The organism is Nocardioides sp. B-3, from assembly GCF_024703895.1.
Lineage (GTDB): Bacteria > Actinomycetota > Actinomycetes > Propionibacteriales > Nocardioidaceae > Nocardioides.
Window position 1 is genome coordinate 2,460,676 of sequence record NZ_CP087968.1, and the last position, 12,597, is coordinate 2,473,272.

General features: G+C 73.1%; 15 protein-coding genes and 2 pseudogenes. 8 read left to right on the forward strand and 9 right to left on the reverse strand.

Annotated features, from left to right (window positions below):
* The first annotated feature begins 4 nt into the window (after positions 1 to 4).
* A pseudogene (locus LP418_RS33660) lies at positions 5 to 635 on the forward strand (alpha-galactosidase).
* 453 nt (positions 636 to 1,088) lie between these two features.
* Here LP418_RS33660 and LP418_RS16355 read toward each other — a convergent pair.
* From LP418_RS16355 to LP418_RS16375, 5 genes are all read right to left on the reverse strand, one after another.
* Positions 1,089 to 1,340: a hypothetical protein gene (locus LP418_RS16355; RefSeq protein ID WP_257952870.1), complete on the reverse strand. Its 252-nt coding sequence runs from the start codon at positions 1,338 to 1,340 to the stop codon at positions 1,089 to 1,091.
* 9 nt (positions 1,341 to 1,349) lie between these two features.
* A complete protein-coding gene (locus LP418_RS16360) occupies positions 1,350 to 1,832 on the reverse strand; it encodes a WYL domain-containing protein (RefSeq protein ID WP_257952871.1) in 483 nt (160 codons plus the stop codon).
* Positions 1,783 to 2,484, reverse strand: coding sequence for a helicase-associated domain-containing protein (locus tag LP418_RS16365; protein ID WP_336275736.1), 702 nt, complete (start codon positions 2,482 to 2,484; stop codon positions 1,783 to 1,785). Before LP418_RS16365 ends, LP418_RS16360 begins: the two co-directional genes overlap by 50 nt.
* A 298-nt stretch (positions 2,485 to 2,782) precedes the next feature.
* Positions 2,783 to 3,010, reverse strand: coding sequence for a hypothetical protein (locus LP418_RS16370; RefSeq protein WP_257952873.1), 228 nt, complete (start codon positions 3,008 to 3,010; stop codon positions 2,783 to 2,785).
* 13 nt (positions 3,011 to 3,023) lie between these two features.
* A complete protein-coding gene (locus LP418_RS16375; RefSeq protein WP_257952874.1) occupies positions 3,024 to 3,635 on the reverse strand; it encodes a hypothetical protein in 612 nt (203 codons plus the stop codon).
* A 63-nt stretch (positions 3,636 to 3,698) separates the two neighbouring features.
* Here LP418_RS16375 and LP418_RS16380 point away from each other — a divergent pair, with 63 nt between their 5' ends.
* The 4 genes from LP418_RS16380 (at position 3,699) to LP418_RS16395 (ending at position 6,822) form a co-directional block, all read left to right on the forward strand.
* On the forward strand, positions 3,699 to 4,463 hold the full coding sequence (locus tag LP418_RS16380; RefSeq protein WP_257952875.1) for a PP2C family protein-serine/threonine phosphatase: 765 nt from the start codon (positions 3,699 to 3,701) through the stop codon (positions 4,461 to 4,463).
* 48 nt (positions 4,464 to 4,511) lie between these two features.
* A complete protein-coding gene (locus tag LP418_RS16385) occupies positions 4,512 to 5,603 on the forward strand; it encodes an FHA domain-containing protein (protein ID WP_257952876.1) in 1,092 nt (363 codons plus the stop codon).
* Positions 5,600 to 6,112: an RDD family protein gene (locus tag LP418_RS16390; RefSeq protein WP_257952877.1), complete on the forward strand. Its 513-nt coding sequence runs from the start codon at positions 5,600 to 5,602 to the stop codon at positions 6,110 to 6,112. The genes LP418_RS16385 and LP418_RS16390 overlap by 4 nt, the downstream gene beginning before the upstream one ends.
* A gap of 485 nt (positions 6,113 to 6,597) precedes the next feature.
* Positions 6,598 to 6,822, forward strand: a complete 225-nt coding sequence (locus LP418_RS16395) for an FHA domain-containing protein (RefSeq protein ID WP_257952878.1) — start codon at positions 6,598 to 6,600, stop codon at positions 6,820 to 6,822.
* A 163-nt stretch (positions 6,823 to 6,985) separates the two neighbouring features.
* Here the strand turns inward: LP418_RS16395 and LP418_RS33665 are convergent, their stop codons facing one another.
* Positions 6,986 to 7,246 carry a hypothetical protein gene (locus LP418_RS33665; protein WP_442939929.1) on the reverse strand — a complete coding sequence of 87 codons (261 nt, stop codon included), beginning with the start codon at positions 7,244 to 7,246 and terminating at the stop codon, positions 6,986 to 6,988.
* Positions 7,247 to 7,484: 238 nt separating this feature from the next.
* A pseudogene (locus tag LP418_RS16400) lies at positions 7,485 to 9,101 on the reverse strand (S8 family serine peptidase); the annotation flags it as partial.
* 382 nt (positions 9,102 to 9,483) lie between these two features.
* Between LP418_RS16400 and LP418_RS16405 the strand changes: the two are divergent.
* From LP418_RS16405 to LP418_RS16415, 3 genes are all read left to right on the forward strand, one after another.
* Entirely contained in the window at positions 9,484 to 10,314 is an 831-nt protein-coding gene (locus LP418_RS16405) for an HAD hydrolase-like protein (RefSeq protein ID WP_257957069.1), read from the forward strand.
* On the forward strand, positions 10,268 to 10,675 hold the full coding sequence (locus LP418_RS16410) for a hypothetical protein (protein WP_257952880.1): 408 nt from the start codon (positions 10,268 to 10,270) through the stop codon (positions 10,673 to 10,675). The genes LP418_RS16405 and LP418_RS16410 overlap by 47 nt, the downstream gene beginning before the upstream one ends.
* Positions 10,676 to 10,885: 210 nt before the next feature.
* Entirely contained in the window at positions 10,886 to 11,218 is a 333-nt protein-coding gene (locus tag LP418_RS16415; protein ID WP_442939930.1) for a hypothetical protein, read from the forward strand.
* Here the strand turns inward: LP418_RS16415 and LP418_RS16420 are convergent.
* Positions 11,175 to 11,672 carry a hypothetical protein gene (locus LP418_RS16420; protein WP_257952881.1) on the reverse strand — a complete coding sequence of 166 codons (498 nt, stop codon included), beginning with the start codon at positions 11,670 to 11,672 and terminating at the stop codon, positions 11,175 to 11,177. The genes LP418_RS16415 and LP418_RS16420 overlap by 44 nt on opposite strands.
* A gap of 8 nt (positions 11,673 to 11,680) precedes the next feature.
* Positions 11,681 to 12,595: a hypothetical protein gene (locus tag LP418_RS16425; protein ID WP_257952882.1), complete on the reverse strand. Its 915-nt coding sequence runs from the start codon at positions 12,593 to 12,595 to the stop codon at positions 11,681 to 11,683.
* Positions 12,596 to 12,597: the final 2 nt, after the last annotated feature.

The following is a 12,597-nucleotide window of genomic DNA, read 5'->3' on the forward strand; positions in this document are numbered from 1 at the left end:
CTATGTGAAGTGGGACCACAACCGCGAGCTGTTGGAGGCGGGGGCGTTGCGGAGGGCCGGCGCCCCGGCCATACACGAGCAGACGCTGGCGTTCTATCGCCTTCTCGACACCCTTCGCGAGCGTCACCCGTCGGTCGCCTTCGAGTCCTGCGCATCAGGCGGCGGGCGGATCGACCTCGAGGTGGCGGAGCGGGTCGAACGGTTCTGGACCTCCGACATGACCGACGCTGGCGCGGCAGGCGATCCAGCGGTGGACGACCCAGTTGCTCCCACCGGAATATCTCGGCGCCCATGTCTCGGCACCGACCTCGCATGCCACGGGTCGGACCCTCCAGCTCGACTTCCGGGCTGCGACCGCCGTCTTCGGCGCATTCTGGGATCGAATGGGACCCGGCGGAAGCGAGCGAGGGCGACCTGTCCCGGCTCGCCGACTGGGTCGCGCTGCACAAGCGGCTCCGTCCGCTACTGCACTCAGGTCGTGTGGTGCGCCCCCTCTCCGCCGACCCCGCAGTGCTGCTCCACGGGGTCGTCGCACAAGACCGGAGTCGTGCGATCGTGGCGCACGTTCAGCTCGACGAGTCGGCCCACAATCGCGGCGTTGCCGTTCGCGTGCCGGGTCTCGATCCGACGGCTGACTACGCGCTGACGTGGGCGGCACCGACCGACCTGCGCATGGTGAGCATGTCCTCGCCGCTGCCGGCCGCGGGGCCCCACCGAGGGTGTCCCAGTGAACGGGCGGGAGCTGGGGGCCGGTGGTTTCTGGATGCCGCGTCGACGACCAGAGACGGTGACGCTCGTCGACCCGGCCCGGATCGGCTAGCTGGCTGCGGCCTTCTGCCGGGCGCGGTAGGCCGCGACGTTGGCCATGAGGAACACCGCTCCGAGCAGTAGCGCCGGGACTGGTTGGGCGAGGTGTCGACGAAGACGTTGTCGCACTTGACCGCCCGGGCACAGCCCGAGGCGGGTGGCGCCGAGGTCGCAGACGAGGTTGGCCAGCCCCATCAGCGACTCGCTGATCAGCAGCTCGGAGACCGACGCGGCGCGGTTGGCGACGTGCATGTGCAGGTGGTCGGGGTCGTGGTCGCTGATCATCGGCGTGACGGGGTGCTCGATGAGCAGCTCGTTGAGGGTGGTGACGACGGTGCCGGGCTCGCCCCGGTCGGACGCCTCGAAGACCGGTCGCAGCTCGGCACCGGAAGTTCCTCAGCGCAGTCACGTCGCGCGCGACCACGGTCGGGTGCAGCCACGCGCTGCGCGAGATGGTCCAGCAGCGCGTCGACGTCCGGCAGGTCTGCGTTGAGCAAGGCCGCCGCCGACTCGGCGTACCGGATGAAGTCCACCTGACCACTCTACGGTTGGGGCGGGGACAGCGGAGCCACAGTCGTGATGCGGTGTACGGCGAACAGTCGCTCGTCGTCGCTTCGGTGGTCGTGCGCCATCAGCTGGCCACCCTCGAGCCGCAGGGGATCGACGACGCGGTCCGAGCTGGCGCCATGGTTGTCGACGTAGCCGATCACGACGGTCTCACCCAGCTCGATCGCCTCGCGGATCGCGGCCAGCGCGCTCGACGGGGTGGTCGCGATCGCGGGGGAGGCCGGCCGACTCGCGGTCGCGAGGTCGCCGCTGCGGATGGCGGTGACGACGGACGAGACCGTGGCCTGCGCACGGGCGGACGCAGCGCCGCGAGTGCGCGCGGAGCGCGGGCGCCGGGCCCGCAGCAGGTCGCGACGAGCGACGCGCACGGTGCCGTCGGGCGCCTCGACGACGGGTGCGGCGCCGAGCTCACGCAACCGCGGGAGGAGCACGTCGACGGGCACGGTCGAGATCAGCACGGTCGGCGCAATCCGGCGCAGCCCGAGCGTGCCGGCCTTCGGGTTGTGCAGCAGCTCGGTGAGCGCGGCCTCGTCGTCGGCGCGCAGGAACGCCTCGGCCTGCCCGACCCGGACCGTGCCGAAGGTCCGCGCGGACGTCGTCGACGAGATAGGTCAGTGGCTGGGGGACCGGGGTGCGCGACACGGAGCCGACGAAGTCGTGCACCTCGAGTGCCGACCAGCCGGCGTCGAACGCGCGGCGGACCGAGCCGTTGGTGAAGCGGTAGACCGTCGCCCCGCCACGCGACTCGACGTCCGCGAGGAGGTGCAGGGTCCGGGCCAGCTCGGTCTCCAGAGGCCCCGGTGCGACCGCCGTGAGGTCGGCCCTGGAGCAGCACGTGGTCGACGGGGTGCGGCAGGTGCGGGGTGATCGCGGCCAGCGCGGCGTCGTGGTCGTGGGTGAGGATCGCGCGGCCGGCGTTGGACAGCCCACCAGCGCCGACCAGTCCCGGGAGCCCGGCCTCGTGAACGGCCGCCGCGACGAGATCTCGGTGCACCGACGGGCGTCGCGGACGCAGCCACGCCACGCGCTCGACGAGCGAGGGCACGCCGGTGCCGGTGGCCAGCACCGAGCCGGGCGCGAGGGAGTCGAGCTGGGCCAGCGCGAGCGCACGGGCCTCGGGCGCCATCACGCTGGACAGGTCGGGGGCGAGCGCGTTCCGGGTCTTGCCGCCCGGATCCTTGCCACCGATCAGGCTGGGCAGGCGGGTCGTGTCGAGCCACGCCAGTGCCGGGGTCACCCAGCGCTCGGCGGTCGAGCCCGCGGCCCACGTGTCGAAGGCGTCGGTCGGCAACCAGACCTCGTTGCCGTCCGGGATCGGCGGCCGTCGTCATCAGCCCGGCCGCGGAGGCGACCTCGACGAGCAGGCCGGCCTCGGGCTCGGACACCTGCAGCTCGGCGGCCGCCGCCTTCAGGTCGCGTACGGCGAGCCCGCCGCTGCGCAAGGTCGCGGGGGTTCGAGGCCCCAGTGGTCGAGGAGCAGCTCCGTTCGCCGTACGACATCGAAGGCGGCACCGCCGGCGGTCCGGTCGACGAGCTCCGCGTCGCGCTCCGTGGTCGCGAGCTCGGGCACCTCGTCGCGGGGCGTGGTCGTGGTGTGGCCGCCGCGCAGCGCGATCCCGACCTCGCCGGGCAGCACCAGCAGCCCGCCCTCACGCGGGATCAGCAGGCGGTGCGCGATCAGCTCCTCGACGGGGGTCGTGGCGTCGGCGGGGAGACCGTGCGCCGGGCGTTGCCGGTGGTGCCCTCGCCGCCGTTGGCCAGCACGTGCTCGAGCAGCGCGCAGCCCGCGGACTGACGGAGTCGAGGCGGGCCACGACGTCAGCAGGCGAGCCCGGGTCCGCCGACATCGGCCGCAGACCGCTCACGCCGGCCGACTCGTCGCCCTTGAGCGCCTCGCCTACTCCGCTCAACGGCCGGAGTCCGCCGGGCGACTCCCAGACCAGTGCGAAGTCGATCAGTCGCTCGATCGCGACCGCCGTCACGACGGGGTCGGCGTGGACGATCCGGAGAAGTTCGGATTGGGTGGTTTGGTTTGCAACCACGAGGGCATCAAGGACGGAGAGCTCGAGCCGGCTGAGGTTGTCGAGCGCCCTGAGGACAGAAGAACGAGTGGCGGCGCGCGATGCCAGCTGCGCGGAATCATGAGGTGCGGGAGTGGCGAGATCCGGACGCAGCTGCAGCAGCGTCGCGAGCCGTGCATCGGGCCAGCGGCGCAATTGGTCCGCCAGCGTCCGTGGGGGCGCCTGCTCCCGGGTAGACATCCCTTCTACGCTACTCGCCGAGCCCATGCTGCGGCTCATCGTCGACGAGGGTGAGGCTGGGGCATGAAGCCGGTTGATCTGCACCACGGTGCCGCCTCCGAGGTCGGGCACGTGCGCAAGGTCAACGAGGACTCGTTCTCGGTCGCCCCGCCCGTCTTCGTCGTCGCCGACGGCATGGGCGGACACTCCGGTGGCGACGTCGCCAGCCGCATCGTGGTCGAGGAGTTCACCCGTCTCGCCGAGGAGGGCTACGACCCGCTGCGCGGCGCCGAGTTCGTCGCCGAGACGCTGTCTCGGGCGCAGGTCCGGATCCTGCAGTACGGCGAAGCGCAGCGCGACACGCAACCGCGCTGGCATGCCGGCACGACGTGCGTGGCGGCCGTCCTCGTCGAGGACCACGAGGGCACCAAGTGGATGCTGGTCAACCTCGGCGACTCCCGCATCTACCGCTTCAACGACGGCGTGCTCGACCGGGTCAGCGTCGACCACTCGGTGGTCCAGGGGCTGATCGACGCCGGTGAGATCACCGCCGCAGAGGCCGCGACCCACCCCGAGAAGCACGTCATCACCCGCGCTGGGCAGCCCCGAGGGCGTGGCACCCGACTTCTTCCTGCTGCCGCTCTCCGCGGCCGAACGACTCCTGCTCTGCAGCGACGGCATCAGCGGCATGATCGAGGACCGCGAGATCGAGGACATCCTCGAGCGCATCCACGACCCGCGCGACGCCGCCGACGCGCTGGTGCAGGCCGCCCTCGACGCAGGGGGCCGCGACAACGCGACGGCCGTCGTCGTCGATGTGGTGGGATTGGTGCACGACGATTCCTATGACTCCGAGCGCCAGCGCGCGAGTCTCGAAGACAAACTGGGGGCCCGACCGTGACCGAGGACGCCGCACACAAGAGGACCTTCGCCGCCGGCGACTGGTATGCCGTCGTGGGAGAGCACGTCACCGCCCTCGTCCCGGCCGACGCACGCGCTCGGGTCGCCGGGCTCTGGGACCTCGCCGACAGCGGTGGTTCCTTCGAGGCCGTGCTCGACGGCCTGCTCGTTGACGGGCTGAGCACCCTGTCCGGCTTCGCCCTCGTCGGGCACGGCGACCGCACCCGGGTCCCGGTCCGCGGCGACGTCACCGCCTCCTTCCGTACGCCGAACGGTGTCGTCGACATTGCCGACGAGCCTGATGCTCTGTGGGTCGAGCGCACCATCGATGCAGTCACGGGCGGCCGACTCGTCGTCGGCGGCGCAGTCGACGGCTCCGACCTCGCGCTGGTCACCGGCGTGGCCCGGGCATCGGTCGTGCAGTTCGGAGAGACGGCATCGGCCGAGAATGCTCCGGTCGAGACGGCCCCCGACGTGGCGCCGGTCGAGGCGCCCGTCGCCGCCGAGCCGACGCCCGAGCCCGAGCCCGAGCCCGCCGTCAGCGAGCCGATGACCTTCGGTGACCCCGACAGCGACGACCCGACGCCGACCGGCGAGCAGCCTGCGGTGAGCGACGATGCGGCGTACGCACCGGACGACCACGACGGCCAGACATCGATCGGCGCCCCGCTCGACGAGTTCGTGCGCCCCTCCATCGGCATCCCGGGCCGGGAGCTGGCACCGGCCGTCGTCGCGCACCCCGTCGCCAAGCTGATCTTCTCCACCGGGGACGTGGTCGACGTCGACCGCGTCATCTCGGTCGGCCGGGCCCCCGAGGCGCGGCGGTTCGCCTCCAGCGACCAGCCGCACCCGGTGACGGTGTCCAGCCCCAACCACGAGATCTCGTCCACGCACCTCGAGATCCGCCCCGGTGCGGGCGCCGACCACGGCATGGCCGTCGTCACCGACATGGGCTCCACCAACGGCACCGTTCTCGTGCAGCCCGGCCTGCCGCCCGAAGACCTGCAGGCCGGCATCGCGGTCTCGCTGATCCCGGGTGCCATCCTCGATCTCGGTGACGGCGTCACCATCCAGACGACCAACCCGTGAGTGCAGCAGGACCGACCGTGACCGAGCAGGCCGAACCCATCCCTCTGGCAGAGACGTATCCGATCGCCGAGCTCGAGCGACGGTTCTACGCCTTCTTCATCGACCGGCTGATCGGGTGGACGCTGGTCGCGGTCGTCGGCCTCGGGGCCCGGCTCGTCCTCGACGACGTGTGGGCGGCAGTGGCGGTCGGCGCGGGCGTGATGGCGCTCAGCTGGCTGGTCATCGCCGTCGTGGTCGGTGTCAGCGGCAACACGCCCGGCAAGGCCATGGTCGGCCTGCGCGTGGTCCACCACGGCACCGGCACGCCCATCGGCGTCGGCCGTTCGCTGCTGCGATCACTCGTGCTCGCCCCGGCCTCCGCCCCGACGTTCGCGCTGGGGCTCGCGACCACGGCGTGGACCGCCGTCGAGGACCGCGGCCGGCAGCGACGCGGGATGGCACGACCACGTCGCGCACTCCGTCGTCGTCGACGTCCGGCCCATGGATGCCTACGTCGACGAGGTGGATGAGGGCCCCCGCCACGTCGTCAACCTGACCGCCATGCGATTGATCCCGGCGCCGCCGGTCGAGCCCCCGGCCCCGCCGCGCCGGGTCAACCCGGAGCACTCGACGCGGCGCCCGCCCACCCCGCAGCAGGTGCAGCAGATGCAGCCGGTGCAGCCGCCGCCCACGGGCGTCCAGCAGGCACCCCCGATGCCGGTCCAGCAGCCGCCCGCCCCCGTCCAGCGCGTTCGCCAGCCGCCGCCTCCCGCCGTGCCGCCGCCGGTCCAGCCGCCCGCGCAGCCATCCGTGCAGCCATCCGTGCAGCGGCCCCCGAGCTTCCCTCCGCCCGACGACGACGGCCGCACGGCCGTGCGGGTCGTGCCCGGCGCCGTACCCGCCGGTCCGCGCTGGCGGGTCACCTTCGACAACGGCGAGTCGTTCGTGGTCGAGGGCCCGGCCCCCGGTCGGTCGTCGCCCCGAACCCCGCTCCGGCGAGCAGGTGCACCACCTCGTGCCGCTCAGCTCCGCCGACATGTCGGTCTCCAAGACGCACGCCCAGTTCGGCCCGGCCTCCGACGGCGTCCCGGTCGTCATGGACCGCGGCTCGACCAACGGTTCCGTGTTGATCCGTCAGGGCGTCTCGCGCCCGCTGACGGCCGGCAAGCCCGCCACCCCGGTCGACGGCGACACCGTCTCCTTCGGCGACCGGCAGATGTCCGTACGCCGCGAGGCCTGATCCGCCTCGACGCACCGGTCGACCCGGTATCCACTCGTTACCGAATCGGGCGATTCGGACGCCTGCCGCGGCGCGGTAGGTAACCGGTTACCTACCTACCCGGCGAAGACCCCCGGAACCCGGGGAATCGGTAACCACCTGGATACCTGAGATCGAGCGAGGATCAGCGCGTGATCGCGACCGGGACCCGGGTCTCGGAGCCGCGGGCACCGCGCCAGACGAGCCAGCCGTCATCGAGCCGGGTGGGCCCGCCGGGGCCGGTGATGGTGATGCGCACGGTGGCGGTCTCGCCCGGGGCGAGCCGCAGCGCCACCGGCGTCATCCGGACGCGGTGCTGCTGGAAGCCGATCGCGCGGACCGAGAAGTACTCCGCACGCGAGCCGAGGTTGGTCAGTCGACGCGTCGCCGTACCCCCGCCGCGCATCACGATGGACGAGGAATTCAGGTCGTCCCACGACAGGTCGTCGAGGGCGCGGCGATAGCTCGAGGTCGCGACGTCGAGGGCGAGCCCGGCCTTGCGCTGCGAGCTCACCCGGCCGGCGCCCTGCGTGAGTGTGGGGGCTCCGTCCACCGGCCGTGCCGTGGTGGTGAGCACGGACCGGACCACCGGGGCCGACCAGTCGTGCTCGGCGCGGAGCAGCGCGGCCGGGGCCGCTGACGCGGGCGGTGGCCGCCGAGGTGCCGGAGAACAGCGCCCACGAGCCGGGCGTGGCGCCGAGCACGCCTTCACCCGGGGCGACGATGTCGGGCTTGAGCAGCGCGGAGCGCGAGTCACCCGACGCCGACCACCCGGCAGCGCGAGCCGCCGAGCGCTGGGGCGCGACGCCGGACAGACGCACGACGGTACGGCGATGGGTCCGCGCCCAGCGCATGAGGCGTCGCCCGTCGCGCTGGGTCAGCTGGACCGTCGGGACACTGTGGAAGTCGTCGATGACACCGCCGGGCCGGTCGTTGACCAGCACCATGGCGACACCGTCGGCCAGCGCCACGGCCTCGGACTTGTCGGCGCGACCGATGGCGCCGCGCACGCAGAGGACGGCGCGGTCGGCGACCTTGTGGGCGTCGAGCGAGCCGGGGACGCACTCGCGGGCGTCACGACGGCGAGCACCGGAGGCGGCGACGTCGGAGCCGAGCACGAGCCTGACCGGACCGAGGGCGCGGCGCGAGCGACTGGCGCCGGCCGGGCTCGGGCCGCGGACGACCGAGACCCGGCCGCGCAGGATGCTGCCGCGGGTGGCGCCGACCGTCGTGACCCACGGTGAGGTGTGACCGGCAAAGGCGGTGCGCCCGGCGTTGCCGGCGGCGCCGACCACCACGATGTCCGCCTCGGCGGCACCGAGCAGGGCGCGCTCGACCGTGTCGATCGAGGTGGGGCCGGCGACGGCGACGTTGAGGACGTCCACCCGGTCAGCAGTCGCGCGGTCGATCGCGGAGACGAGATCGGCGGTGGCGCAGCCGTCGTCGGCAGGATCGGGGGCGGCCCAGCAGGCCTTGTAGGGCGCGACGCGGGCGCGCGGGGCGACACCGCCGAAGTTGCCCATCGTGCGACCGTTCACGCGCACGGACACGTCGGAGTTGCCGGCCGCGACGGAGGCGACCCGGGTGCCGTGGCCGATGGCGTCGAGCGGGGAGAGGCTCTCCGAGGACCGGATGCGCTCCTCGCCGAAGCCGGCCACCCACCAGCCGGAGCCGACCACCTTGCGGTTGCAGGAGTCGGCGGTCCAGTCGGCTCCGGTCGTGCACTCTCCGGCGTACGTCGAGGTGCGGGCACCGAGGCCGGGGACGTCGGCGAAGAGGGGGGAGTCGGGGGCGAGCCCCGAGTCGACGAACCCGATGACGACGCCCGATCCGGCGCGGCCGCGAGCAGGGACGGTGCGCGACGCCAGCGCTCCGGTGGAGGTGACGCGGCCAGCCATCGGCAGCACCGTGTTGGCCTCGACCGACTCGACCTCGGTGTTGGTCTCGAGCGCCGTCACCTGCTCGGGCGTGAGCTCGGCAGCGAACCCGTTGAGGGCGGTCGTCCAGCGGTACGTCGTCTCGCTGGCGTCGACGGCAGCCGGGACGGCGTCCCGGCGGGCGAGCAGCGCGTGGCCGCGTCCTCGCTCGAGCCGGAGGTGCCTGCGCCGGTCAATGTCACGAGCTGCAGGCTCGGCACGTCCGCGTCGACGGCGTGGCTGGGCGCGGCGACCGGGGAGCCACCGAGGGTGAGTGCCGCGACGAGGCCCGGCAGCAGCACGCGGGCTGCTCGGCTCCGATGCGCTCGTCACGGTCGGTGTCACGTCGTTCCCCGGGGTCTGTCGAAGAGGCGTTGTCGCAGGTCAGAACGCGCCATTGTGGCGCGGAACCCTCCATGGTGTCAGCCAGATGGTGGGGAATCAAAGCCGCATGCCTACGCTGGCCACATGTCCGTCTCGCCTCCGTCGCTCGTGGTGGGCTTCGACCCGGACATGACCCTGATCAACACGGTGCCCGGCTTCGCGGCCACGCTCGAGGTGCTCGGGGCAGAGCTCGGCGTCGAGTTCCCCATCGCGGAGCTGACCCAGAGCCTCGGCCCGCCCCTCGACCTGATCCCGGCCCCGCACCTCGCCCCGGACGCGATCGGTCCCGCGGGCGACCGCTTCCCGCGAGCTCTACGTCGACCACTCGATCCTCCCGGTGCCCGTGCTGCCCGGTGCGCACGAGGCGCTGGCTGCCGTCCGTCGCCACGGCGGCCGGACCGTGGTCGTCACCGGCAAGTTCGCCCCCAACGCCCAGCGTCACCTCGACCACCCGGCCCTCGACGTCGACCACCTCGAGGGATGGGTGTGGGGTGTCGGCAAGGCCGACGCACTCCGCCGTGAAGGGGCCTCGGTGTACGTCGGCGACCACGTCCACGACGTGGAGGGCGCCCTCGCGGCCGGCGTCATCAGCGTCTCCGTGCTCACCGGCGGCAGCACCCGCGACGAGCTGCTCGCGGCCGGCACCCACGTCGTGCTCGACAGCCTCGCCGACTTCCCGGCCCGGCTCGACGAGCACGTCCTCGACCTGCGCCTCGCCGCCCTCGAGGAGCGCCTGCGCGAGCTCGGCTCCCTGCTGGTCGCCTTCAGTGGGGGAGCGGACAGTGCGCTGCTGCTCGCCGCCGCCGTACGCACCCTCGGGGCCGACCACGTCGTCGCCGGCACCGGCTACTCCGACTCATTGCCGGCCGTCGAGCGCGACCCGGCCCGCGACTTCGCCGAGTCGCTCGGCGTCGAGGTGCTCACCCCGCGCACCCACGAGATGGACCGCGAGGGCTACCGCGAGAACACCGGCCAGCGCTGCTACTTCTGCAAGGCCGAGCTGATCGAGACCCTCGGCCCCGCTCGCGGCCGAGCGCGGCATCGCCCACGTCGCCACCGGCACCAACGCCGACGACGCGGTCGCCGGCTTCCGCCCCGGCATCCGCGCGGCCTCCGAGCGGGGGGCGGTGACCCCGCTCCTCGACGCCGGCCTCACCAAGGACGACGTCCGTAGAGCCTCCCGCCGCTGGGGTCTGCCGACATGGGACAAGCCCGCGGCGGCGTGCCTCTCCTCCCGCGTCGCCTACGGCGTCGAGGTGACACCGCACCGGCTCGCGCGGGTGGAGCGCGCCGAGGCCGGAGTCCGATCTGCCCTCGCCGCTGCCGGGCTCACGGCCCCCAACCTGCGCGTGCGCGACCCGGGGGAGCGGGCCTCGATCGAGGTCGATGCCGTGCTCCTCGCCGGCCCCCTCGCCGATGACGTCGTACGGCGAACGGTGCTCGCCGCCGTACACGAAGCCGGCTTCACCGAGGCCGACCTCGACCCCCGTGGCTTCCGGTCGGGCTCGCTCAACGAGGCCCCGGCGAAGGACTGACCCGAATCGGTTGGCGGGCGATTGTCGCCTCCGCCTAGGCTTTGCACCGCGATCGCGAACGCCGGTCGTGTCATGTCGCTTGTAGAAGAAGAGGTCCAGCCGTGCCCAGTGGCAAGGTGAAGTGGTTCGACGCCGACAAGGGATTCGGGTTCCTGTCCCAGGGACGGCGGCCCGGACGTCTACCTGCACGCCGAGGCGCTGCCCGACGGCATGACCACGATCAAGAACGGCACCCGGGTCGAGTTCGGCATCGCCCGGGGTCGGCGCGGCGACCGGGCGCTCCAGGTCCGCATCATCGACGAGCCGGTGTCGGTCGCGCGCAACAAGCGCAACTCGCAGCGCAAGGACCCCGAGCTGATGGTCACGATCGTCGAGGACACCATCCGGCTGCTCGACAGCGTCGGCGAGACCTACCGCCACGGCCGGGCGCCCGAGGCCAAGACTGCCAAGCCGACCGCCAAGCTGCTGCGCGCTCGCCGACGAGCTCGAGCTCTGAGGCTCACGCTCCGCCGGGTGACTTCCCCATCCGGCTCGGGCGGCTGACGAACACGAAGATCGCCCACGCGGCGAGCACGCCACAGGCGATGCCGAGCCCGAGGCGTGGCATCAGCGGCATCGCGATCCCGACGAAGCCGCCGATCACCCACGCCAGCTGGAGGGTGGTGTCGGAGCGCGCGAAGGCGCTCGCCCGGATGCGTTCGGGCACGTCGCGCTGGATCGTCGAGTCGAGCGACAGCTTCGCCAGCGACTGGGCGAGCCCGGCGGTGAGGCCGATCGCGATCAGCGGCACCAGTCCGTAGAACAGCGCCGCCACCAGCACGACGACGGCGTCGGCGACCAGTGCGAGCACCACGGTCATCGCCGGGTCGATCCGCTTGAGCAGCGACCCGAGGGTGATGCCCAGCGTGTTGCCGAGGCCGGCCGCGCCGATCACGAGCCCGAGCAGGACCTCCGGCTTCCAGTCGCCGATCGGGTTGTCGCGCAGCAGGAACGCCATGAACATCGTCAGGAAGCCCGAGAGCCAGCGCGGTCCGCAGTTGGCGCGCAGCGCGAAGCGACCGCCGCCGGGATCCGGGTCTTCGGGCGCTTGCCCGGGGTCTCCGGCTGGCGGTCCCGCGCGGCCGGCATCAGCACCAGCGTGCCCTCGCCGACGCTGGAGTCGACGCGCGTGGGCAGCCGGATCGCCCAGACCGTCGCGAGCACGAACACCACGAACCCGTAGCGCAGCGACCACTCCGGCCCCGCCGTGGACGCGAGGATCGCCAGCGGCGCCGACAGTGCGGCGCCGATGATGCCGGCCATCGACACGCGGGCGTTGGCCTTCACCAGCGTCAGGCTGGGCGGGACGAGCCGGGGTACGGCGGCGGCCCGCGTCACGCCGTACGCCTTGGACGCCACCGGGCAACCGAGAGCGGCGGGGAACAACCAGCGCGAGTCCGTCGCGACGGCCGTGGCCGGGACCCAGCACAGGAACGCGCGGATGGCCATCGTGGAGCCGATCGCCCAGCGGCGACCATGGCTGAAGCGGTCGAGGAACGGGCCGATCAGCGGCGCGACGATCGCGAAGGGCAGCATCGTGAGCGCCGGGAACAGCGCGACCCGGCCGCGTGCCTCGCCGGTCGGGACTCGGAAGAAGAGCGTGCCCGCGAGCGAGATCGCGACGGCCGCGTCGCCGGCGGCGTTGAAGGCGTGCAGCCCGATCAGCTGGGAGAGGCCGGACTCGCCGGCGCCCTCGGCGCGGGCCGCGCGGCGAGCCTGCCGGGCGGTGTACTTCCCGGCGCGCGTGGTGACCCGGGTGGCGCCCGCGACCCCGCGCCCGACCCCCGACCGGCGGCGCGCACACCCCGGCCGGCGCCGGCGATCCGGCTCGATGCCGTGGCGGCGGTCGGCGGCGGCTCGTGCTCGGAGGTCATGGGGCAATC